This is a genomic window from Amycolatopsis sp. NPDC023774, assembly GCF_040639695.1.
GTDB lineage: Bacteria > Actinomycetota > Actinomycetes > Mycobacteriales > Pseudonocardiaceae > Amycolatopsis.
In genome coordinates this window covers 74,983-95,314 of the sequence record NZ_JBFAAJ010000026.1, presented here as the reverse complement: position 1 = coordinate 95,314, position 20,332 = coordinate 74,983, and the positions used below count along the sequence as shown (strand labels likewise).

Sequence of the window (20,332 nt, the reverse complement as noted above, 5' to 3'; positions counted from 1 at the left end):
GGCCGTGCTCCTCTCGGATCAGTGCGCGGGCAGGACGATCGCGTCCTCGGGCTCGGGCTGCAGGAAAATCGGGTCGCCGTGGGCGAGACCGACCTTCTCCTTGTAGACGCGGACCTTCAGCACGTCGTCGCCGAGCCGGACGTAGTAGTCCCAGCAGTCGCCGTGGTAGATGCTGAACTCCACGGTGCCCTTCCAGGCTTCGGCGTCGTGCTGCTTGCGGGAGAACCCGAAGCTCTCGGGCCGCATGAACACGCTGACGGTGTCGCCCGCGCTCAGCCCGGAGCCGGCGCGGCAAACCAGCCGGCCCGGACCGACTTGCACGCATATTCCCGTGTCCGACACCTCGGTGACCACGCCGGTGAGCGTGTTGGAGACCCCGAGGAAGCGCGCGGTGAACTCCTGCTGCGGCCGGGTGTAGATCTCCTGCGGCCGGCCGCGTTCGACGATCGAGCCGCTGTTCATCACCACCACGTCGTCGGAGACCGCGAGGGCCTCGTCCTGGTCGTGGGTGACGAACACCGTGGTGATGCCGAGCCGCTGCTGGACAGCTCGGATCTCGTCGCGCATCCGGTCGCGCAGCCCGGCGTCGAGGTTGCTCAGCGGCTCGTCGAGCAGCAGCACCTTCGGCTCGCGCACCAGGGCCCGGGCCAGGGCGACCCGCTGCTGCTGGCCACCGGACAACGCCGGAGCCGGGCGTTCGGCGAAGTCGGCCAGGCCCACGAGGTCGAGCGCCTCCAGTGCCTTCTTGCGCGCAGCAGCGGGCCGGACCCGGGGTTTGTTGACCCGCAGGGGAAACATCACGTTCTGCACCACCGACATGTGCGGCCAGATCGCGTACGACTGGACACGATCCCGATCGGACGGCGGTGCGCGCCGGCGAACACTCGGTTGCGCGGGTCGGAAACGACCTTGCCGTCGAGCTCGATCGAGCCGGCGTCGGCGCGTTCCAGCCCGGCGATGAGCCGCAGTGTGGTGGTTTTCCCGCAGCCGCTGGGCCCCAGCAGGGTCACCAGCTTGCCCTCGGCGATCTCCAGGTCGATCCCGTCGACCGCGTTGGCCGCCACGGTCCGGCCCGGGAATCGTTTCGTCAGTCCGGGCATGTTCAAGCACCTCGGCTACGACAAGGTGCACTACTTCGAAAACGCTCCGGAGTACACCGGCGAACTGGCCGAAGCCGCCAGCGCCCTCTGAGGTGTCCGTCCGAAGGGGCCTGTCTCGTGAATCCACCGCGAGGCAGGCCCCTTTCGCTTCGACCGCCGGGGGGCGCCGCCCTGCCGGCGGGAAGGAAGGTGCTGATGTCGGACCACGGAATCGGAAGCGTCGGGGTGGCCGGGCTGGGTGCGATGGGCGGGCCGATCGCCCGCACCTCGTCCACGCCGGCCGGGAGACGGTCGTGTTCGACCGCGACCGATCCACAGTGGATTGAACTGGTCGGCGCGGGTGCGCGGGCGGCCGGGTCCACGGCGGAGCTCGGCGGGTGCGATGTGGTGCTCGTGATCGTTCCGTCCGATGAGGACGTGCTCGAGGTGTCGGCAGCCGTGCTGGCCGCGGCCGAGCGCGGATCCGCGTTGGTGATCTGCAGTTCGGTGACCCCGGAGACCTGCCGCCGCGTCGAGGCGGAGGCCGGGGGCACCGGCGTGGCCGTGCTGGACGCGGCCCTCACCGGTGGCGTCCGCGGCGCGGAGAACGGTGAGATCGTCCTGCTCGTCGGCGGTGAAGAAGCCGTGCTGGACCGGGTGCGCCCCGCGTTCGCGCCGTGGATGAAAGCGGTGCACCACCTCGGCCCGCTCGGCTCTGGCCAGGTCGGCAAGACGGTGAACAACCTGTGCCACTGGGGCCAGATCACGGCGATCGTCGAGGCGATGCGCCTCGGGCGCGGCCTCGGCGTCGAGCCGGCGAAGCTCCGCCGCGCCCTGCTCGACGGAGTGGCCGCGAGCGCCACGCTGGCCCAGCTCGAATCGATGCGCTTCACCTGGTACCGCAAGGACCTGGCCAACGCGTTCCGCATGGCCGGCGGTGTGGGCCAGGATCTGCCGGTGGCGCACACCGCCCGCGAGGTGATGGAGGGCATCACCGTCGCGGGCGTGGCGGAGCTGTTCGGCGGGCCGCTCGCCTAGGGCCTGTCCTCACAGTGGTTGGGTTGACGTGGTTTGATCTTGGTTCGTGGTGCGTAGGCATGAGGTGACCGATGAGCAGTGGCAGGCGATTGAGCCGTTGCTTCCGGTGTCGGGCGCGAAGGGCGTCCGCCAAGACTGGTGTCGCGTGGCGGGATCTGCTGAAAACGCTATGGGTAGTGGAAGACGGTCTACAACCGGCTCTGGCGCTGGTCGCGCACCGGGACCCTCGCGATGGTGGTGACGCGGGTGCGGGTGGTCGCTGAGGCGAACGACGGACTCGACCGGGAGGTCTCGGTCGCCTCCGGCATCGTGCGGGCGCAGTGAGACCAGACGATCATCCCATCGGCAGGTCTCGTGGTGGACCCACTACCAAGGTCCACCACGTCTGCGACGGTCACGGGCGGCCGCTTTCCGTGGTGTTGACCGGCGGCAATGTCAACGACTGCATCATGTTCACCCAGGTCAGGACCGGAATCGAGTTCCGCCGGGCCGGATCCGGGCGGCCGCCGACCCGGCCGGGCAGGGTGCTGGCGGGCAAGGGTTATCAGCCGCGCTATCCGCTCCTACCTGCGCCGGCGGCACATCCCGGCGACCAGTCCCGAACGGCGTGACCAGGCCAACCGACTGCGCCGACGCCAGGCCGACGGCATGATCGACCTGGCCACGCTACTCATCTGGCTTTGAGGACAGGCTCTAGCGGTCGGGGTCGCCGGAGAGGTGGGCCGACCACTTCTCCTCGATCCGGCCGATCCGCCAGACCAGGACGGCGACGAGCCAGGTCGCGACGAACAGCCCGGCGATGGCGAAGCCGACGTTGTTGAGGTCGAGGTCGGCGATCGCCGCTAACGGGCCCGAGACGATCCCGAGGCGGTCGGCGAGGATCGACAGCAGTTCGATCGTCCCGATGACGAGCGCGACGGTCACCGAAAGAGCGGTCACGGTGAGGTTGTAGAAGACTTTGCGCACCGGCTTCGCGAACGCCCACCCGTAGGCGAAGTTCATGAAGCAGCCGTCGGCGGTGTCGAACAGGGTCATCCCCGCCGCGAACAGCACGGGCAGCACGAGGATCGCGTACCAGGGCAGGGCGAACGTGGCCGCGCCGGCCGCCAGGACGAGCAGGCCGACCTCGGTGGCGGTGTCGAACCCGAGTCCGAAGAGGACACCCACCGGATAGATGTGCCAGGGCTTGCGGACCGCCTTCGTCAGGCCGGACAGCAGCCGGTTGAGCACTCCGCGCCGCGCGAGGTGCTCTTCGAGCTCGGCTTCGCTGAACCGGCCGTGGCGCATCTCGCGGAACACCCGCAGGATGCCGAACAGCACCACCAGGTTGACGATTCCGATGATGTAGAGGAACACCCCGGACACCGACGTGCCGATCAGGCCGGTCACCCGGTGCAGCGCCGACGAGTCGTCGGTGACCGAGCCGGCGAGCGCGCGCACACCGACCGAGAGCAGCAGGCACAGGCCGAACACGACGGTCGAATGACCGAGCGAGAACCAGAACCCGACCGACAGGGGCCGTCCCCCGTTGGCCATCAGCTTGCGGGTGGTGTTGTCGATGGCGGCGATGTGGTCGGCGTCGAACGCGTGGCGCAGCCCCAGGGTGAACGCCGTGACGCCGAGCCCGACGCCGAAGAAGCCGCCACCGGCCAGTGCGTGGTGCTCCGGGGCCACCACGAGGCCGAGCACTCCCCAGCCGACGAGGTTCAGCAAGAGGACGACCGTGGCCATGCCGCCCAGCGACGCCGACTCGCGGCCGCTCAGCGCGACTCGGAGGCGGGCGAGCCGGCGGGATCGCTCAACCGTCACGACGAGCCGCCAGCAGGCACGTGTACAGGCCGCGCCAGGGCATTTCGACGTCGGCGAATCCGGCCTTCGCGAGCCCTTCGAGGTGGTCGTTCACCGACGGCAGGGCGTCGTTGTGCTTGTGGGCACCGGCCTTGCCGGAAGGGGGGATGAGCTGCTTGCGGACCGCGCGCAGCCGCGCGTCCCACACCGGGGCGGGCCCGACGTGGTCGAGGTTCAGCAGCCAGCCACCGGGCGCCAGGTGCTCGGCCGCCTCGGTGTAGAAGCGCGCCAGCCGCGCCGGTTCGAGGTGGTGGCTGGCCCTCGACGTCATCACCACGTCGAGGTCGCCGGGCAGCTCCGCGAGGTTCGTCATGTCGGTGAGCCGGAAGGAAACGCGGTCCCCGAAGCGGCTGAGCCGTGCGCGGGCCGCGTCTTCCATCACGGTGGAGACGTCGGTCCAGATGCCGTGCGCGCCGGGGAAGAGATCGAGCAGGACCTCCAGGAAGTCACCGGGGCCGCTGCCGATGTCGGCCACCAGTTTCGTCCGCGGCCGGTCGCCCGCCACCAGCGTGGCGGCGATTCGCCGGGGCAGCACGAGGAATCCGACGAGGCTGTCCTGTTCCAGCCACGACGTCGCGACGGTCGGGTCGAGCCATTCGGACACGGGTGTTCCTTCGGGCACGGGCACTCCTCACAGGTCGGATGGGTTCGTGGCTCGGCCGTGCTCCCGCGTCCGGTGCGGGAGCACGGCCGAGGTCCGGGCTACTTGCGCGCGCCGTGCGTGGTGCCGGCCTCGACGGCCGCGTCGAGGAGCTGCTTGCCCTCCTCGGGGGACAGCTGCACGCCGTGGCGTTCGATGTTGTGCAGGCGCATGGTGCGCAGCAGTCCCGTGTCCTGGATCGCGAGGTAGCGGGCCGTGTCGTTGCCGTCGAGGTTGAAGTGCTGGTGCCACGCCCACCGCGGCGGCGCGAACAGCGTCCCCTCCTGCCATTCGACGACCTCGATCGGCTCGTCGTCGTAGTTGATGAGCGAGAAACCGTGTCCCTTGACCACGTAGAGGTAGGCCTCGGTGGTGTGGCGGTGGCGGACCGAGTTGTTGCCTGGCTTGAGCTCCGAGATGTGCGCGCTCAGCACCTCGTAGTCGGCGAGGTCGAAGTAGTGGCCGCGGTTGTTGCGCCAGGGCCGCGCCGGCAGCTCCATCTTCCGCAGGTCGTCCTCCACGACCAGGCCCTTGTTCGGCGGGTGCTGCCGGTTGAACTCGTCGCGGGCCGCGATCTCGGAGGAATCGAGGTTCTTCTTTTCGCTGGCCAGGACACCCTTCAGGTACTCGTCACGCACTGCTGCTCTCCTTTGTCGTACTCGCGGGGACTTCGGGGGTTTTCGGTGCGCCGCACCACGTGCCGCCACAGGGTCGTGACGTTGAACGCGCCACCCAGATCCGGCAGGCGCGCGAGGTCTTCGTCGGGGATGGCCACCGGCTTCCCTCCGGCGTGGGCGACGGCGAGGGTGTGCCGGGCGAGCGTGTCGACGGCGATGGCCTGCAGCACGGCCTGGGCCACCGCCGTTTCCGGGTCACCGCCGGCGACGCTGACGAGCCCGTGTCCACTGAGGACCAGCACCGGCCGGTCGCCGAGCGCGTCGGCCATCTGCCCGGCGAGGTGGTGATCGTTAACCAGGACCGATCGCGGCCACACGGGAATGCCGTCGGCCGCGAGCCGCGCGGCCGGGATGTCGTAGGCGCCGAACAGGGGCAGCCACGGCAGCCCGGCGAGCGCCATGGTGACCACCGCGGGCGGGTGCGCGTGGACCACGGCCGTCGCCGCGGGGTGGCGCCGCAGCACCTCGGTGTGGATGGGCAGCTCGTTGGGCACGCTCCAGTCGCCGGTCTCGGGCGTGCCGCGCAGCGGCACCGGTCGGATGTCGTCCGCCGTCGTGTAGCGGAGACCGGATTCCCGCGGGCCACGGCAGCGCACCAGCAACTCGTCCGGCGACGTGCGGACGCTGATGTGGCCGAGCACGTGCTCGACGAGGCCGGTCGCGGCGAGCACCCGGCAGGCGAGCGCGACGGATTCCCTCACGGCGCCTCCTGGACTGTTCCGAATGTGTGGTCTATTGGTTAGTCCTAATTACGATATGACCATAAGGCGATCGCCAGCTGCGGGTCAACCCTTCGGCGGGCGCCACGACGGCGGGCGTTTCGGTGTCCCTGTGAGAGGATCGGAGCATGGAACCAGCAGGGCGGGGTGGGCCGGCGGCGGCTCCGCGGGCGGACAGCGGGCTGTTCGACGTCGTGTCGTCGAGCCGGATGTCGGAGGCCATCGTCGAGCAGATCCGCTCGCTCATCCGTGCCGACAAACTGCGCCCCGGCGATCGGCTGCCGAGTGAGCGCGCCCTGTGTGAGCAGATGGGCGTCAGCCGGGTCACCGTCCGCGAGGCGCTGCGCGTGCTGGAGGCCGCCGGTCTGGTCGCGATCCGGGTCGGCGCGCGCGGCGGGGCGTTCGTCACGACGCCTTCGTCGACGAAGCTCAGTGCGAATCTGGCCGACCTCGTGAACCTCTCGCCGATGACGGCACCGGAGGTCATCGAGGCCCGGCAGGTGGTGGAGCTCGGCATCATCGAGACGGTGATCGAGCGGGCGACCGAAAACGACGTCGACGAACTGCGGGAGATGACCCGCGAGCACCAAGCCGCTCTGAAACGCGGCGAGTACAGCATGGAGATGTCGGCCGCGTTCCACGTCCGCGTGGCGCAGTGCACCCACAACGCCGCCATCGAGATGCTGGTGCACTCGTTCCACGGTCCGCTGCTGATGTCCCTGCGCGAGGCTCAGGTGGCCGCGCCGCTGATGGGCCACCGGGGCACCAGCGAGCACCGTGAGTTCGTGGAGGCCATCGCCGCCAGGGACGCGGACAAGGCGCGCGAGATCATGGCCAAGCACCTCCGCCGGACCTCTCAGCGGATCGCGCGCGTGCAGGCTTCGCGGGAGAAGGGCAAGGAAGTGTAGGGTCGCCGGCTACTTGTCGGCCGGTGCGTAACACAGTTCGAGGACCCCGGACGGAAAGGCCGTGCTTTTCACCAGGCGCAGTTTCACGGCCTCGTCCAGTTCCGGGAACAGTGTCACGCCCTTGCCGGCGACGGCGGGGAGCACCCACAGACGGTATTCGTCGACCACGCCGAGCTTGATCAGCGAGTGCATGAATGCGGTGCCACCGGCGGCGACGAGGTCTTTGCCGGGCTCGGCCTTGAGCCTGGCGATCTCTTCCGCCGTGTCACCGCCGGCGATGCGGGTCTCGGGCCAGTCGTCGGCGGTATCGAGGGTGCGGGAGAACACGACCTTGGGGATCTCGTTCATGGCCTTGGCCGACGGGTGGTCGGCGGTGGGCCAGTATCCGGCCATGATCTCGTAGGTGTTGCGGCCCATGAGGAACGCTCCGGTCTCCCACAGCCGGCTGACGAAATATTCCTCCTGTTCGGCGTCGTCGATTCCCGTCATGACGTCGCGGATTCCGTTGTCGCCGTCGGCGCTTTTGCCGTCGAGTGAGACGTAAAATCCCAGAATCAACTTCCGCATGGTTCATTCCTCCAGGTTTTGTTCCCGCGCCGCGGCCATTCCGGTGCGGGTGCGGCGCCAGGTTGTCGGTCATTGCCTCGGTCGCTACGTGACAACCTTCCTTCCGACGACCAATGCTGTCAAGACAAGCTTTTTTGTCGGTGTCGCAGGACTGACGATCGTCGATCGACATGTCTCGATCGACGAGACCCGGACGTCACTCCGACCTGCAGGGAAACGCGTCGGGTCCGCGAGCGACGTCGCCAACCGCTGGGTTCTCGAACCTCGGGCGCTTCCCCCGCCTGCCGGGAGCAGTCCGGTGAGGCACCGTCGGCCAGTGACGACGGTGGTGGAGCAGACTTGTCTGCGGATCGCCGGCGTGCGGGAGGACGACCTCGAAGAAGCGTTCCGCACGGCAAGACCCTCGCTCGCGGGAGCGCATCGGTACGCGCGGTGCGGCGCGGACGTCGAGAATGATCGGGGCGGTGTCGCGGCACACGGTGCCGACGCCGACAGCACCGTCGGTAGCGGCGCCGAGGTTGTTCATCAGGTCGGCGGGAAGGCACGGCTGGTGCCGGGCCGAGCGGTGTCGTCTTGAGCGACGGAGTTCGACGTTCGCGCAGCCCTGTGAAAGTGCTCGGCTCCCTCTCCGACGGCCGGACCGACGGCGACGACATCTACCGGCCTCAGGCCCGGCTCCGTCGTCGAAACGCCGCGTCCTCAAGCGCTATCCGCACCTGCCGATGCCCGGCGCAACGATGGCGCGACAAATCCAAGGGCGTCAGCCGAGCTCCTCGACCAGCCCGATGATCACACCCGCAGGGCCGCGGACGTAGCAGTACCGGCAGTAGTCCTCGTACCGCGCGACCTCGCCCACGAGTTCGGCGCCGTGGGTGCGCAGGCGTTCGAGGGTGTCGTCGACGGAGTCGATGACGAAGGTGAGGCGAGGGATGCCCGGCACGTTCACCGGCGCGCTCGGCGCGGAGGCGGTCGACACCGGCGAGCGGAACGTCGAGAGCTCGATCCGGCCGTGGCCGTCCGGGGTCCGCAGGAAGGCGAGGTCCGCCCGGACGTCGTCCAGCCCCACGAGCTGGTTCACCCATTCGCCCTCGACCTTCGTCTCGCCTTCCGATTCCATCCCCAGCTCGACGAAGAACGCGACCGCGGCCGCGAGGTCCTCGACCACGAAGCCGGCGTGGTCGAATCGGCGGATCGTCATGGTTGCCTCCCGTGTCACGCGGCCCTCGTGGCCGCTCGTGCCCCTGGGACGGAGTCGGTGCCGTGTTTCCGACACCGGCATGGGTGTCCGCCGTCACAATCTCCTCTCTCCGGGTGGAGAGCGCAGCACGAGAATCCCCGCAGGTCGACGAAGCCTGGGCTGGTCGTCGCCGTGGAAGGCGGGGGAGCCGGCTGCCACGGCGACGAGGGAGGCGGAGATCGGCCACGCCGGGGTCGGCTGTTCTCCGGCGCGCGAAGGTGGCGATTCCTAGCGGACGAAGATGCCGATCCCGTTGGCGACCGAGCGCTCGCCCGCGGCGTCGGTCGGGTGGTTGCGGACCGTGGCGGTGTGGGCGCCGGGGTCGCGGGCCACGAGCGAGGTCGAGCCGCCGCCGTCGAGGTTCACGGCGTTGGCGGCGCCGGCTTGCTGCAGGAGCCGGGCGACCTCGGGGGTGGTCATGCCGCCGCTGGTGCCGGGTTTCGCCTGCACGGCGACGAGGTACAGCGTGTGGCCGTCGGCGCTGAAGCCCGCGCCGGTGCGGACCGCGGCGGTCTTGGCGTCCTGGCCGGGGACCACGGCGCCGTCGCGGAGGATCGGAAAGCCGCCGATCGCGAAGCGGAACGGGACGCCGCGCCCGGTCGAGAGGGTGTAGTGCACGGTGACGTGCTGGCCGACCTTGAGCGTTCGCAGCGCGTCCGCGCCGGCTTCGCGCCCGACCAGCACGGTCTCGTCTCGCGCGATCGCGCCGGCGCCGACGGTGTCGCCGACCGCGACGACCCGGTCGTGGTCGAGCGTCACCTCGGTGGTGTCCGTGCTGCACGCGGCGCCCCGGCTGGTGTCGGTGCCGCAGACCGAGCGGGCGCGGGAGGTCGTGCCCCACGCGCTGGTGTAGGCGCCGACGCCGCCGACGGGGATCGCGTACTGGTTCAGGCCGCCGAGCGAGTACGTGGCCGACTTGATGCGGACACTGCCCTCCAGGTGCGCCGTGCCCAGCCGCGCGACCCGGTCGACGCCGACGCCGAGCACGGCCTCCGTCGTGACTCCGGGCGGCATCCCGGGCCCGAAGCGCTGCCCGTTCGGCACGGGGGCCTTGAGGACGCGCCGATCCGCGATCTCGGGGCCGTCGGAGGAGTCGGTGAAGGCGACGCCGGGGTGCTGGGCCTCGGTGTTGTTGAAGAAGTCGCCGTTGACGCCGGCGACCGCTCCCTGCGCGTTCGCCATCTGCGACACCGGCTGGGCCTGCGCCACCGTCGGCGGGTGCAGCAGGTCCACGGAGACGCGCGGGTTGCGCAGATCGACGGTGAGCAGCTCACCCTGGACGGTCGCGGCACTCGCCGAAGCGGTCGTGAACGTCTCGAGGCGAACGCCGGGAGCGACCTGCTGGCTGGCGGTCACGTCGAAGGCCGGGCCGGCGAACGCCGACGTCGGCAGCGCCGTCGTGGCGGCGGCGGTCAGCGTCAGCGCCACCAACGATCTGCGCAGTCTCATGAATGGGTCCTTTCTTGCCGGAACGGAGCCCGCCCACTCTCCCGGCCGGTGGTGACCCCGTCCGTCCGTGGCCGTGAACCCCGCATGAACAGCAGGAGGGCTCCTGGTGCGAGTCCGGCGGGACAGCAAGAAGCCCAGGCCCGAGGGGCCTGGGCTTCTTGCGGACGGCGGGCTCGACGAGGTGGTCGTCGAGGCGGCGCGCACGGGGCAGGTCGGTCTTGCCGAGCGAGGCCGGCGTCTGGGAGCGTCCGCGCCGGGCGTCCCGGCGCCTGTCACGTCGTCGCGAACACCTCGCCCGGCGCCCCGTTGCCCGGCGAGACCCCGCTCAGGTGAAGTACAACCTCGACGGCGCCGGATCCTGATACACCCTCGGACTCCCGCCCTGTGTCGGGTCGGCGCCGAAAGTCGCGCCCTGGCCGGTGCGGACGCTGGTGACCGTGAAGAAGCCGCTGAAGCTGGTCGGGTTGGCTACCGGGTCGATCGGGGTGAGGGTGAACTCGTCGGCGTGGTGGGAGTTGTCGGCGGCGCACGTGTAGAGCAGCTGGTGGGCCAGGGGCGTGGTCGTGGCGCTCGCGTGGAGGAAGCGGCCGGTGGCCTTGCCGGTGAGCGAGGTGCCGGCGCCGAGGCGGCCGACGGACCACAGGTCGGCGTCCTCGGCGTTGGCCGGGCGGGGGCGGTGGACGACCTCGAACTTCGGGGGCGCGCCGGGTGCGGCCGGGACGGGTTCGGTGCTCGCGTGGAGGCACTCGTTGGTCGCGTCTTCGCGGACGTAGGCCCCGTCGGGGCCGGGCAGGCCCGCGCAGAGGTAGCCGGCGGAGGTGGCGAGGCGCAGTTGCTTGCGGACGGTGATGAGCTGGGCCGGCATGTCGGGCCCGCCCAGGCTCGTCAGCACGCCGCCCATCCGCTCGAGCAACGGTGTCAGCACTTCCTGCTGGGTTTTGCGGCCGAAGACCGTGTCACGGTAGGCGCGGATCTGGTCCATCAGCTGCGCGCGGCGGCCGGTGTCGTTGTGGACGAGCTCGGCCAGCAGGCCGCTGGTGCGAACCGTGAAGTGCCGGTCGGGCTGGAAGGTCTGGTCGACGCCCCACGGGATGAGCTTGAACTTCACATCGGCCAAGCCGGGTGTGGCGACGGCCTCGACGTCGTTGTAGGCGTAGGTGTTGTTCGTGTTTCCGGTGTAGCCGTCCCAGTGCTTGAGGAAGAACTCCATCGCGTAGAGCTTGACGAACTGGTCGAGGTCGAACACCTCGGCGGCCCCGGTCAGTCCGTGCGCGGCGATGTGGTCGACGGCCAGGCGCAGGTCGGCTTTGTCGTCGAACTCCGAGAGGTCCTCCACGCCGATGAAGTCGAACCGGGCGGTCGGTGAAGTCGTCCTTGTGCTCCAGCTCGTATAGATTCCCCTACAGATTCCCGAAATTACACTCGATGTAGCGTGGCATGATCGGTTCGGCGTTCACGAAGACGCCGGGAGCGCGGACGCGCGCGAAATTGCAGCGGGAATGCGGCAGCCCGGCGAGTTCGAACAGCTTGTAGTCGAGCGGCTGGCGCACGAAGGCGGAATCCTGCACGGAGTTGTTGAGCGTCAGGAACCGGGACCCGATGAGGTTCGCGATCAACGGTTTGTTCGCGTCACGGAAATTCCGAAGTCGATGTGCAGGCACGGTTTGTCGTTGCTGAACGAACCGCAGAACGACTTCTTCTTGATCCCCACCTCGGCGAACGACGTCCGCGCGGGGAACCGTGTCCCGGAGATCTCGACCGAAGCCGCCTTCCGCCAGGTGAAGCGGCTGCGGCTGGAAAAGCGCCCCTGTACGGCCCTGTTCGCCGCTTCTACGATTGGGGTATGGCAGCGGTCGACGATCTCGTGGAGCTGGTCCAGCGCGCGGCGGCGGCCGAGAAGAACGCGATGGCCGCGAAGTGGAAGGACGAGGACGACGTGCGCCGCATGATCGGCAAGGCGCGCGCGGCCTCGGAGGAGCAGCGGCAGGAGATGCGCCGCGACGTCGATCCCGCCCGGCTGTCGCCGGAATGGGCGCGGCTGCGGCAGAACCACGTCGACGCCGGTCCGCAGGAAGACAGTGCGGAATCCGTGCCGCACCAGACGGTGACGCATCAAGACGCGGCGCAGGCCGAGCGTGACGGGGTGGCCGCCGTCGCGATCGCGCGGATGGCGTTGACCGACGCCGCGCGCGCCGTGCTGGAGGCGCGGCTCGCGCGCATCCGCGCGGGGGAGGACGAGCCGGCCGCGGTGACCGTCGACGGGCAGGTGCCGCGGCATGGCGCCAACCCCGTGAGCCGCCACGGCCCGGCGCTCGCGCACGGTCTGGCCGGTGAGATCCGGTACGTGCTCACGCGCAAGCCGCGCAAATCCGTCAAGGCACTGGGGATCGCGTTCGGCCTGGGCCTGCTGTACCTGGGGTACCTGCGGCTGTTCCGGTGGGACGAGGATCAGAAATGGCTGCCGTACCTGGGGTTGTGGACGATCTCGTACGTGATGGGCGGCGCCGTCTGCGTCAACGCGATGAGCTTCGACGCCATGCGCGTGCGGGCGGCGCTGGACACCGGGGCACGCCTGTGGCACGTGCTGGTGATCAAGAACCTGGCGCTGGTGTGCATCGTCGCGCCGATCGGGTTCGCGCTCAGCGCCCTGCTGGCCTGGCGGGCCGGGGAGTTCGAGGCGTTCGCGCGCGCGTGCACGCTGGTGGTGTGTTTCATCCTGCTGTGGCTCGGCGTGGGCAACCTGCTCTCGATCGCATTGCCGAACCGCGACGAACCCCTGTTGAAGCGCCGCAAAACGGGCACGCTCAAGCAGTTCCTGATCGCGCTCGGCGTGGCGTCCGCGGTCGGGTACCTCGTCAACTTCATGCTGATCTGGCGCGTGCTCGCCGCGCGGGCGCTGACGGAGCGGCTGGGCACGGTCCTGGTGCCGGCGATCCTGATCGTGCTGAGCTGCGTCGTGATGTGGGTGCTGTTGACCGTCTTCGCGATCGCACTGGCCCAGCAGCCCGCGGTGCGCCGGCGGCTGCAGCGTGAGACCGCCGACTACACCGCGAACGCCGAAGCCGAGGCCTATGCCGCCGAAGAACGCGCGGCGAAACCGGTTTCACCCGCGCCCACCTGACCCCACCCGGCACGGGTGAGGTACCGGGCCGCCGGGTGACGGCATGCTCGGGCTGGAGAAGCTCGGGAGGAGACCGGTCATGGCCTCGCACAAGGACGCGCCCGTCGACCTGTACATCGCCGCTTACCCTGACCCCGACGCGGCCGGCGGTGACTGGGCCGGGCTCAAGCAGCTCGCCCACGAGGACGTGATCAAGGTTAAGGGCCTGATCCTCGTCAGCCGCCACGGCGACGGCAAGATCCACGTCGACGACGACTTCCACACCACCCGCAAGGGCGCCACGTGGGGCGCCGTCGGCGGTGCCGTCGTCGGCCTGATCTTCCCGCCGTCCCTGCTCGCCGGCGCGTTCGTGGGCGCCGGGCTCGGCGGCGGGCTCGGCGGGCTGCTGTCGCACGCGGAGAAGAAGGCGATCAAGGCCGAGGTGGAGGACACGCTGCCGCCGGACTGCTCGGCCATCGTCGCGCTGTTCGAAGAACGCTGGGCCGTCGAGGTCGACAAGGCTTTACTGCACGCGGCCAAGGTCACGAAGGAGATGGTCGACCCCGACAGCGCCGAGCAGGTGACGGCGGCGGCCTCCGCGGTGACGGGCAAGGAGTAACGACCGTCCACACGGGCCGACCACCCGGACTGGCTGCTGCGCTCCTTCCGCGGTGGGAGTTTCCGTCTGGGTGGTGAGTGGCTTTGTCTTCTGGGCGCGGGTACGCGGGCGGCGTGGTCCTGGCTGTAGACAACCGATCTACTACCTGAGGAGTGGAGGGATACCGCAAGCTGGGTTACGCGGTGGTCGCCACGGCGATCGAGCGGTTCGGCCGGATCGACGCCCTGATCAACAACGCGGCTGTGTTCGCGGTGAAGCCGTTCACCGAGTTCACAGCCGAGGATTCCCATGGCTGGTGTCGGTGAACCTGGCCGGCTGGTTCACATCACCGGCAAGGTGCTTTAGCACCTGCTCGAGCAGGGCGACGGGCACATCGTGCGGATCACCACCAGTTTCGTGGACCACCATGGTGGCGGTGGTGTCGGCGGCGGCTCCGATGCTGCCCAAGGGCGGTCTACAGGCGGCCACGAAGTCCCTGGCCGTGGCGTACGCCGGGAGCGGAGTCCGCGTCAACATGGTCGCCACGGGTATCCACAGGACCGCGCTGAACCCGCCCGAGACCTACGCCGAGCGCGCCGGCCTGCACCCGCTGGGCCGCACGGGTGAGGGCAGCGCCGTCTTCGAAGACGTGCCGTGCCTGGAAAATGCCACGTTTGTCATCGGCGAGATCCTCAACGTCACGGCGGCCACAGCGCCGCCACTGACCCGCCTCGCCATCGGGGGCCGCGGACACCATCGTCCGCGGCCCCGGAGCGTCCACCTCGAATCCACAAGGGACAGGCCTCATGAGCGCCGGTCATTCCACGATCTCGGACACGTGGTAGTGGCCGATCGACCAGTTCGCCCTCGGCCAGTGTTCACTGCCGGACGGCACCGAGCTCCGGTTTCACCTGACCGTGATCCCGCTCTGGCAGGCGAAGACCAGCCACCACCAGCGAAGACAGCGCAAGTACCCGAAGTGCGGCTGGCGTACTAGGCGCAAGCTCCCACGGCGAAGGCACGACTTCGTGCTCGACCCTGCTTGAGCCCGCTCACCTTGCTCGGCTGAAGCGGCTCCGCGACCGGGCCGCCGGGCGTTACTGGTCGAGATAGGTCCTGATTACCGAAAACCGCAGGTAGTCGTCATTGACGTGCACCACCGTGACCGCCACCGGGAGTTCGTCGGCGCGGATGTGGGTGTGGCGCAGGCGCAGGACGGGGCGCGTGCGGGGGAGGCCGAGGGCCGTGGCGATCGCGGTGGGCGGGAGGACGGGGCGGATCTCGGCGACGGAGTAGCAGACGGGCGTGCCGGTGTCGGTTTCGACGAACTCGAAGGTGGAGCGGCGCGGGTCGCTGTCTTCGGGGTGTTCGCCGAGCAAGGTGGCGGGGACGTGGTCGACGCTGTGGACCGCGGGTTTGCCGTCGGCGTCGAAGACGCGCTCGATGCGCAGCGCGCTCTCGCCGGCGGGGAGTTCCAGGGAGGCGGCGAGCTCGTCGTCGAGGGTGGTGAGGCGCTGGTCGAGCGTGCGGACCGCGGGGCGGTAGCCGGCCTGGGTGAGCAGGTCGACGAAGGGGCTGGCCTCGGCGAGGTTGGCGGCGATGCCGATCGTGTGGCGGTTGATGAAGGTGCCGCTGCCGTGCAGGCGACGGATGCGGCCTTCCTTCTGCAAGGACTGCAGCACCGAGCGCACCGTCGCGCGGCTGACCCCGAGCGCCGCGCTCAGCTCCTCCTCCGACGGCAGGCGGTAGCGGCCCTCGGCGGCGTAGCGCGTGATGGCCTCGCGCATCCGCTCCTTGGCCTGCCGGTAGGAGTCCGCGGCGACCGTCTGGATGGAGACGGGTGTCAGCTCCGGCTCACGCATGACCATCGGTTGTCCTCCCCAGGGCGGCCTCACGGCCCGTCGTACGGCAACGCTGCCGACACACCCAGTCGATCGGCACACTCCGAGCGTAATGACCTCCCGCAACGTTCTGAACCCGCCCTGGGCCAGGCAGACGGGTGATCACGAGCTGTCACGAGTCGCGCCACCGCGGTTCCCACGCCTCCAGCTGCTCCAGCGTCTCCTGCTCGCTCCAGTCGGTCAGCCCGGCGAAGCGCGCCCAGTTCCCGCCCACCATGTTCGCCACGTCCAGGCGCGAGATGGGCGCGCCGGGGTCGGCGACGTCGTTGACGAGCGTGAGCTTCGGCAGCAGGACGGCCGGTTTGCCGCCGCCGGGGTAGTCGGTGCCCCAGCAGATCCGCGACAGCGGGCAGCCCAGCTGCTGCGCGCGCAGGAGGAAGTCGTACAGTTGGCGCTGCGTCGACTTCGTGGCGAACATGCTGATGTCGAGGTAGGTGTTGTCGTGGCGGGCCACCATGGCCAGGCACTCGTCGACCCACGGGAACCCGGCGTGGCACACCAGCAGCGGCAGGTCGGGGAAGTGCCGGGCGACCTCGTCGAGTGCGCCCGGCCGGCCGTAGTCGAGGACGGTGTCCTTGGCGGAGGACGTTCCCATGTGGACCATCACGCCGATGCCGAGCTCGACCGCGCGTTCGTAGATCGGGAAGGCGAGGTCACGGTCGGCGGGGGCGTAGTGGTCGTACATGGGGTAGAGCTTCAGCCCCTGCAGACCCAGCTCGCCGACGGCGCGCGTCAGTTCGTCGCGGGCCCACCCGACGCCGCGGAACTTCGGGTTCACGGCGCTCATGCCGATCAGCTCGGGGTGCTGCCGGGTCAGCGAGGCGATGTAGTCGTTGCTCTTGGCCACCTCCAGCGGACCGTCCACATCGGTCACCCGGCCGAGGTCGATGGTCCCGCGTTCGCCGTAGGCGGTGTAGGTCGAGGGCGCGACAGCCAGCACGGTCGCGCGGTCCACGCCCGCGCTCACGTGGTCGTCGACGAGGGCGACCGGGTCGATCGGGTCCAGGTCGCCTTCCAGGCCGACCCAGTCCTCGTCGGTGGCCGGCCGGTAGGCGGGCAGCCGGCCCGCCCGCCGGTGCCCGGGTGCCCGCATCTCGCGGACGAATCGGTCGTGCCCGGGAGGCAGGGCGGTGGCCAGCACGTGGTTGTGGCAGTCGATGATCACGCGTCGAACTCCTCGGCCAGGCTTCGCCAGATCGCCCGCTGCAGGCGCTGGAACTCGGGTTCGAACCGGACTTCCTGGAAGTGGCGCGGCCGGTCCAGGGAAATGCGGAACTCCTCCTTGATCGTGCCGGGACCGCGGCTCATCACGAGCACGCGGTCGGCCATCGCCACGGCCTCCTCCACGTCGTGGGTCACGAAGACCACGCTCTTGCCGAGGTTCTCCCAGATGGACAGGAACTCGCCGCCGAGGCGGATCCGCATCTGCGCGTCCAGCGGCCCGAACGGTTCGTCCATCAGGTAGACGTCCGGGTCGTACGCCAGCGCGCGGGCGATGCCGACGCGCTTGCGCATGCCGCCGGAGAGCTGGTTGGGATAGCTCTGCTCGAACGAGGTGAGCCCGACCAGCTCGACCAACCGGCGCACCTCTGCGCGTTGCTCTTCGGCCGAGACTCCCTTCAGCGCCAAGGGAAAGCGGATGTTGTCCGCGACCGTGCGCCACGGGAACAGCGCGTCGGACTGGAAAACCAGACCCACGCCTTCCGGAACGCCTTCGGGCACCGGTGCGCCGTCGAGCCGGATCTCGCCCGTGGTCGTGGGCAGCAGGCCCGCGATCAGCTTGAGCAGCGTGGACTTCCCGCACCCGCTGGGGCCGACGAGCGCCACGAACTCGCCGGGCGCGAGGTCGAGGGTCACGTCGTCGAGCGCGACGAACCGGCCTTTCGGGGTGCGGTAACCGAGTCCGACCCCGCGCAGACTGAGCTTCGGCGTGGCCGCGGCGGGCTCGGTCGAGGACGGCAACGTTTCGGTCATCGTGTCCTCCCGGCTACTTCGCGGGCAGCAGGCTGTAGTCGAAGATGTCCTGAGTGGACGGAACCGGCTCGGTGAGGAACCCGGTGCGCACCAGCAGGTCCGTCGAGGACTTCACGACGGCGTCCTGCGCCTTGAGCCCGTCGGGCACGCTCTTGATCGCCTCGGCGACGATCGTCTTGAGGTCGGCGTCGCTGACCTGGTAGCCCTGCTTCTTCATCCACGTCGCCGCCTGGTCCGGGTTGGCCTTGGCCTGCATGGACGCCTCGTCCATCGCGGCGAGGAAGGTTTTCATGAGGTCCTGGTGCCCGGAAACCCAGTCCTGGTCGGCCATCGCGACGATGTCGACGTAGTGGTAGTCCGGCTCCTGCCAGAGGACCTTGAACTTCCCGGTCCGCAGCAGCTGCAGCGTGTCGGGCTGGCTCGTCATCCCGGCGACGACCTGGCCGCCGTTGAGCTCGGCCTGCATCGTCGCGCCGGCACCGCCGCTGACGACGGTCAGGTCCTTCTTCGGGTTCAGCCCGGCGTCGAGCGCCGCCTTCTGCATCTCGGTGTCCGACAGCGTGCCCGGCGCGGTCACGGCCACCTTCTTGCCGGCGAGGTCCTTGACCGAGGCGATGTCGTTGCGGGCGACCATGAGGTAGGAGAAGCGGTCGTTGGCCACGGCGTAGGCGCGCATCTTCACCCCCTTCTTCTGCGCAAGCACGACGTGCCCGATGTCGCCCATGAACACGTCGGCGCTGCCGCCGATGAGGGCGTTGGTGGCAGCAGAGCCGCTGGTGACGCACATGGGCTCGATGGTGATGCCCTTCTGAGTCGCGATCCCGCTGTTCTGCGCGAGCTCGGCGGCGATGGGCGCCAGGCCGCTGCAGAACAGCTCGACCCGGATCGTCTTGGAGTCGCCGCCGCTGCCGGCCGACGAGCTGCCGCACGCGGTGGCGGTCGCGGCCAGGGCGAGGGCGGCCACGGTGGCCGTGATGCGGGAGAGGGTGGTCATCGGTGGTGTCCTCATCTGTGCGGTGGTCGGAGGGGACCTCAGCGGGTGGCGCGGTGACGCAGGACCCGTCGCTCGACGAGCGTGACGAGCTGTTCGGCGAGCATGGCGATCACCGTGATGATCACCAGGCCCGCGAAGACTCCGGTGGTGTCGAGCACGTTGGCGGCGTAACCCATGTAGTAGCCCAGCCCCTGGCTCGCGCCGACGAGCTCGGCGATCACCGCGCCGATCAGCGCCAGCGCGATCGACAACCGCAGGCTGGTCAGGATCCAGGGCGCGATCGAGGGGAGGATGGCCCACCGCAGCCGGGCCGTCCACGGCGCGCGGAAGCTGCGCGTCATCTCGATCAGGTCGGGCTCGATGCCGCGCATGCCCTGGTAGGTGTTGTAGAAGGCGACGAACACGACCATGGTCACGACCATGAAGATCTTCGACTCCAGGCCGATGCCGAACCACACGATGAACAGTGGCGCGAGCGCCACGCGCGGCAGACTGTAGAGCGCCATGATGTACGGGTAGAACCAGCGCCCGACGGTTTTCGACGGGGCGATCAGTACGCCCAGCGCCACGCCGATCACCATGCCGATCGCCAGCCCGGCGAAGGTCTCCGCCAGCGTGGCTCCCAGGTCCGGCCACAACGTGCCGCCGCTGACCAGCTCGACGATGCGCTGCACGATCAGCCACGGACTGCTGACCGTGAACGCCCCGAAGACCTCCCCGGCCAGCTGCCACAGCACGATGATCAGCACGCCGACGCACCACTGCCCGCCGCGGACCACCCAGCGGTGGCGCCGGTCCGCCCGCCGGTCGCGCTCGTCCTGGGAGTCCACCGGTCCGTCACGCTCGGTTCGTCCGGCCGGGCCGTCGACACGGTTCGCCACCATCCGCTGCCTCCTCAGACGTCAGACGTCTGACGGACAATAGGAGCCGGTCCGGGCGGGCACAAGGGTTCTCAGGGGATGGGACCGGGGCTTGCTTTTGTTCGGATATGTGCTGGTCGAGGGCGGTTGTCCACTGTGGATGATCGGGGACCACGTCGGGCCGGGTGCGTGACGCGAGGTCCTACCAGTTGGTGCGGAGTGGCTCTTTGCCTGAGCTGAAAGCTCGGGGACCAGTTCCGGGATGGGCTCGCCCGACCGTCGTCAAGGTGGCGCCGGCCGCCGCGATGGCCGGCGTGTCCGCGGTGCCGCTGCCCCGGAGACACAGATCGCCGGGGGAGCGGTGATCGCATACCAGGACGCGAGTACCGAGCACTTCCCGACGACGCACTTCCCGACGACTTCGGTGCCCGACGGCGTCCTGCACTCCGCCGGACCGTGGCGGCGTGTTCCGCCGACCCGAGAACCACGCCGGCCCGCGGGGCGACGACGAGTTCGCGCAGTTCGCCCGCCGCGAGCAGGGTCGAAGCGGGCACGGCGACGGCGCCGAGGTGCAGGCTCATGAGGATCGTGGTGAACAGCTGCAGCTCGTCGACCATGCGCGTCAGCACGCGTTCTTCTTGGCGCACCCCCAACCCGCGCAGCGCGGCGGGGTTGAACGTGGTGGGTGTGAGGGAGTCCGTCGGTATCGCGCCAGCCTTGAGGGGTGGTGGCCGTGGTTGAGT

23 protein-coding genes and 1 pseudogene are annotated in these 20,332 nt (G+C 69.6%); 8 read left to right on the top strand and 16 right to left on the bottom strand.

Annotated elements, in window-relative coordinates; translation table 11 throughout:
- Positions 1-18: 18 nt before the first annotated feature.
- Together AB0F91_RS36325 and AB0F91_RS36320 are read right to left on the bottom strand one after the other, a co-directional pair.
- Positions 19-819, bottom strand: a complete 801-nt coding sequence (locus AB0F91_RS36325) for an ABC transporter ATP-binding protein (RefSeq protein WP_360605106.1) — start codon at positions 817-819, stop codon at positions 19-21.
- The gene (locus AB0F91_RS36320; protein WP_360605104.1) at positions 798-1,100 is read right to left on the bottom strand and encodes an ATP-binding cassette domain-containing protein; all 303 of its coding nucleotides are present in this window, start codon (positions 1,098-1,100) and stop codon (positions 798-800) included. Before AB0F91_RS36320 ends, AB0F91_RS36325 begins: the two co-directional genes overlap by 22 nt.
- Before the next feature lie 195 nt (positions 1,101-1,295).
- Between AB0F91_RS36320 and AB0F91_RS36315 the strand changes: the two genes are divergently transcribed.
- Together AB0F91_RS36315 and AB0F91_RS36310 are read left to right on the top strand one after the other, a co-directional pair.
- Complete coding sequence (locus AB0F91_RS36315; RefSeq protein ID WP_360605102.1) at positions 1,296-2,117, top strand: NAD(P)-dependent oxidoreductase; 822 nt, start codon at positions 1,296-1,298, stop codon at positions 2,115-2,117.
- Positions 2,118-2,452: 335 nt separating this feature from the next.
- A pseudogene (locus AB0F91_RS36310) lies at positions 2,453-2,728 on the top strand (transposase); the annotation flags it as partial.
- Positions 2,729-2,810: 82 nt separating this feature from the next.
- Here AB0F91_RS36310 and AB0F91_RS36305 read toward each other — a convergent pair.
- The 4 genes from AB0F91_RS36305 to AB0F91_RS36290 all read right to left on the bottom strand — a co-directional run bounded on the left by AB0F91_RS36305 (position 2,811) and on the right by AB0F91_RS36290 (position 5,983).
- Positions 2,811-3,848, bottom strand: coding sequence for a HoxN/HupN/NixA family nickel/cobalt transporter (locus AB0F91_RS36305; RefSeq protein WP_360605129.1), 1,038 nt, complete (start codon positions 3,846-3,848; stop codon positions 2,811-2,813).
- 67 nt (positions 3,849-3,915) lie between these two features.
- Positions 3,916-4,587: a class I SAM-dependent methyltransferase gene (locus tag AB0F91_RS36300; RefSeq protein ID WP_360605100.1), complete on the bottom strand. Its 672-nt coding sequence runs from the start codon at positions 4,585-4,587 to the stop codon at positions 3,916-3,918.
- Between the two features lie 80 nt (positions 4,588-4,667).
- Complete coding sequence (locus AB0F91_RS36295; RefSeq protein ID WP_360605098.1) at positions 4,668-5,243, bottom strand: cupin domain-containing protein; 576 nt, start codon at positions 5,241-5,243, stop codon at positions 4,668-4,670.
- On the bottom strand, positions 5,225-5,983 hold the full coding sequence (locus AB0F91_RS36290; RefSeq protein WP_360605096.1) for a class II aldolase/adducin family protein: 759 nt from the start codon (positions 5,981-5,983) through the stop codon (positions 5,225-5,227). The genes AB0F91_RS36295 and AB0F91_RS36290 overlap by 19 nt, the downstream gene beginning before the upstream one ends.
- 146 nt (positions 5,984-6,129) lie before the next feature.
- Here AB0F91_RS36290 and AB0F91_RS36285 point away from each other — a divergent pair, with 146 nt between their 5' ends.
- Positions 6,130-6,909, top strand: coding sequence for a FadR/GntR family transcriptional regulator (locus AB0F91_RS36285; RefSeq protein ID WP_360605094.1), 780 nt, complete (start codon positions 6,130-6,132; stop codon positions 6,907-6,909).
- A 9-nt stretch (positions 6,910-6,918) separates the two neighbouring features.
- Here the strand turns inward: AB0F91_RS36285 and AB0F91_RS36280 are convergent, their stop codons facing one another.
- Positions 6,919-7,476, bottom strand: a complete 558-nt coding sequence (locus AB0F91_RS36280; RefSeq protein ID WP_360605092.1) for a dihydrofolate reductase family protein — start codon at positions 7,474-7,476, stop codon at positions 6,919-6,921.
- Between the two features lie 316 nt (positions 7,477-7,792).
- Here AB0F91_RS36280 and AB0F91_RS36275 point away from each other — a divergent pair, with 316 nt between their 5' ends.
- A complete protein-coding gene (locus tag AB0F91_RS36275) occupies positions 7,793-8,053 on the top strand; it encodes a hypothetical protein (protein ID WP_360605090.1) in 261 nt (86 codons plus the stop codon).
- A 183-nt stretch (positions 8,054-8,236) separates the two neighbouring features.
- On the opposite strand, the gene AB0F91_RS36270 is transcribed toward AB0F91_RS36275, so the two are convergent.
- From AB0F91_RS36270 to AB0F91_RS36255, 4 genes are all read right to left on the bottom strand, one after another.
- Complete coding sequence (locus tag AB0F91_RS36270; protein WP_360605088.1) at positions 8,237-8,674, bottom strand: VOC family protein; 438 nt, start codon at positions 8,672-8,674, stop codon at positions 8,237-8,239.
- Positions 8,675-8,941: 267 nt separating this feature from the next.
- Entirely contained in the window at positions 8,942-10,162 is a 1,221-nt protein-coding gene (locus tag AB0F91_RS36265) for a phosphodiester glycosidase family protein (protein WP_360605086.1), read from the bottom strand.
- A gap of 325 nt (positions 10,163-10,487) precedes the next feature.
- On the bottom strand, positions 10,488-11,498 hold the full coding sequence (locus tag AB0F91_RS36260; protein ID WP_360605084.1) for a CotH kinase family protein: 1,011 nt from the start codon (positions 11,496-11,498) through the stop codon (positions 10,488-10,490).
- 64 nt (positions 11,499-11,562) lie between these two features.
- Positions 11,563-11,778, bottom strand: coding sequence for a CotH kinase family protein (locus tag AB0F91_RS36255; protein ID WP_360605082.1), 216 nt, complete (start codon positions 11,776-11,778; stop codon positions 11,563-11,565).
- Positions 11,779-12,005: 227 nt separating this feature from the next.
- On the opposite strand from AB0F91_RS36255, the gene AB0F91_RS36250 reads away from it, so the two are divergent.
- The 4 genes from AB0F91_RS36250 to AB0F91_RS36235 all read left to right on the top strand — a co-directional run bounded on the left by AB0F91_RS36250 (position 12,006) and on the right by AB0F91_RS36235 (position 14,857).
- Positions 12,006-13,283: a hypothetical protein gene (locus AB0F91_RS36250; protein ID WP_360605080.1), complete on the top strand. Its 1,278-nt coding sequence runs from the start codon at positions 12,006-12,008 to the stop codon at positions 13,281-13,283.
- A gap of 79 nt (positions 13,284-13,362) precedes the next feature.
- A complete protein-coding gene (locus AB0F91_RS36245) occupies positions 13,363-13,881 on the top strand; it encodes a DUF1269 domain-containing protein (RefSeq protein ID WP_360605078.1) in 519 nt (172 codons plus the stop codon).
- A 152-nt stretch (positions 13,882-14,033) separates the two neighbouring features.
- Positions 14,034-14,186 (top strand): SDR family NAD(P)-dependent oxidoreductase, encoded by a 153-nt coding sequence (locus AB0F91_RS36240; RefSeq protein ID WP_360605076.1) that lies wholly within the window; start codon positions 14,034-14,036, stop codon positions 14,184-14,186.
- A 101-nt stretch (positions 14,187-14,287) separates the two neighbouring features.
- A complete protein-coding gene (locus AB0F91_RS36235; protein WP_360605074.1) occupies positions 14,288-14,857 on the top strand; it encodes an SDR family oxidoreductase in 570 nt (189 codons plus the stop codon).
- A gap of 100 nt (positions 14,858-14,957) precedes the next feature.
- Here AB0F91_RS36235 and AB0F91_RS36230 read toward each other — a convergent pair whose 3' ends face one another.
- The 5 genes from AB0F91_RS36230 to AB0F91_RS36210 form a co-directional block, all read right to left on the bottom strand.
- On the bottom strand, positions 14,958-15,728 hold the full coding sequence (locus tag AB0F91_RS36230) for a GntR family transcriptional regulator (protein WP_360605072.1): 771 nt from the start codon (positions 15,726-15,728) through the stop codon (positions 14,958-14,960).
- A gap of 145 nt (positions 15,729-15,873) precedes the next feature.
- Entirely contained in the window at positions 15,874-16,926 is a 1,053-nt protein-coding gene (locus tag AB0F91_RS36225) for an amidohydrolase family protein (RefSeq protein WP_360605070.1), read from the bottom strand.
- Positions 16,923-17,735 (bottom strand): ABC transporter ATP-binding protein, encoded by an 813-nt coding sequence (locus AB0F91_RS36220; protein ID WP_360605068.1) that lies wholly within the window; start codon positions 17,733-17,735, stop codon positions 16,923-16,925. Before AB0F91_RS36220 ends, AB0F91_RS36225 begins: the two co-directional genes overlap by 4 nt.
- A 13-nt stretch (positions 17,736-17,748) precedes the next feature.
- On the bottom strand, positions 17,749-18,729 hold the full coding sequence (locus AB0F91_RS36215) for an ABC transporter substrate-binding protein (protein WP_360605066.1): 981 nt from the start codon (positions 18,727-18,729) through the stop codon (positions 17,749-17,751).
- Positions 18,730-18,767: 38 nt separating this feature from the next.
- The gene (locus AB0F91_RS36210) at positions 18,768-19,613 is read right to left on the bottom strand and encodes an ABC transporter permease (protein ID WP_360605064.1); all 846 of its coding nucleotides are present in this window, start codon (positions 19,611-19,613) and stop codon (positions 18,768-18,770) included.
- Positions 19,614-20,332: the final 719 nt, after the last annotated feature.

Excerpts from the sequence above, each read along its gene's own strand:
- AB0F91_RS36210 (WP_360605064.1), bottom strand. The coding sequence starts at position 19,613 with ATGGTGGCGAACCGTGTCGACGGCCCGGCCGGACGAACCGAGCGTGAC.
- AB0F91_RS36280 (WP_360605092.1), bottom strand. The coding sequence starts at position 7,476 with ATGCGGAAGTTGATTCTGGGATTTTACGTCTCACTCGACGGCAAAAGC.
- AB0F91_RS36220 (WP_360605068.1), bottom strand. The coding sequence starts at position 17,735 with ATGACCGAAACGTTGCCGTCCTCGACCGAGCCCGCCGCGGCCACGCCG.
- AB0F91_RS36270 (WP_360605088.1), bottom strand. The coding sequence starts at position 8,674 with ATGACGATCCGCCGATTCGACCACGCCGGCTTCGTGGTCGAGGACCTC.
- AB0F91_RS36235 (WP_360605074.1), top strand. The coding sequence starts at position 14,288 with ATGGTGGCGGTGGTGTCGGCGGCGGCTCCGATGCTGCCCAAGGGCGGT.
- AB0F91_RS36325 (WP_360605106.1), bottom strand. The coding sequence starts at position 819 with ATGTCGGTGGTGCAGAACGTGATGTTTCCCCTGCGGGTCAACAAACCC.
- AB0F91_RS36250 (WP_360605080.1), top strand. The coding sequence starts at position 12,006 with ATGGCAGCGGTCGACGATCTCGTGGAGCTGGTCCAGCGCGCGGCGGCG.
- AB0F91_RS36305 (WP_360605129.1), bottom strand. The coding sequence starts at position 3,848 with ATGGCCACGGTCGTCCTCTTGCTGAACCTCGTCGGCTGGGGAGTGCTC.
- AB0F91_RS36315 (WP_360605102.1), top strand. The coding sequence starts at position 1,296 with ATGTCGGACCACGGAATCGGAAGCGTCGGGGTGGCCGGGCTGGGTGCG.
- AB0F91_RS36215 (WP_360605066.1), bottom strand. The coding sequence starts at position 18,729 with ATGACCACCCTCTCCCGCATCACGGCCACCGTGGCCGCCCTCGCCCTG.
- AB0F91_RS36265 (WP_360605086.1), bottom strand. The coding sequence starts at position 10,162 with ATGAGACTGCGCAGATCGTTGGTGGCGCTGACGCTGACCGCCGCCGCC.
- AB0F91_RS36230 (WP_360605072.1), bottom strand. The coding sequence starts at position 15,728 with ATGGTCATGCGTGAGCCGGAGCTGACACCCGTCTCCATCCAGACGGTC.
- AB0F91_RS36320 (WP_360605104.1), bottom strand. The coding sequence starts at position 1,100 with ATGCCCGGACTGACGAAACGATTCCCGGGCCGGACCGTGGCGGCCAAC.
- AB0F91_RS36285 (WP_360605094.1), top strand. The coding sequence starts at position 6,130 with ATGGAACCAGCAGGGCGGGGTGGGCCGGCGGCGGCTCCGCGGGCGGAC.
- AB0F91_RS36245 (WP_360605078.1), top strand. The coding sequence starts at position 13,363 with ATGGCCTCGCACAAGGACGCGCCCGTCGACCTGTACATCGCCGCTTAC.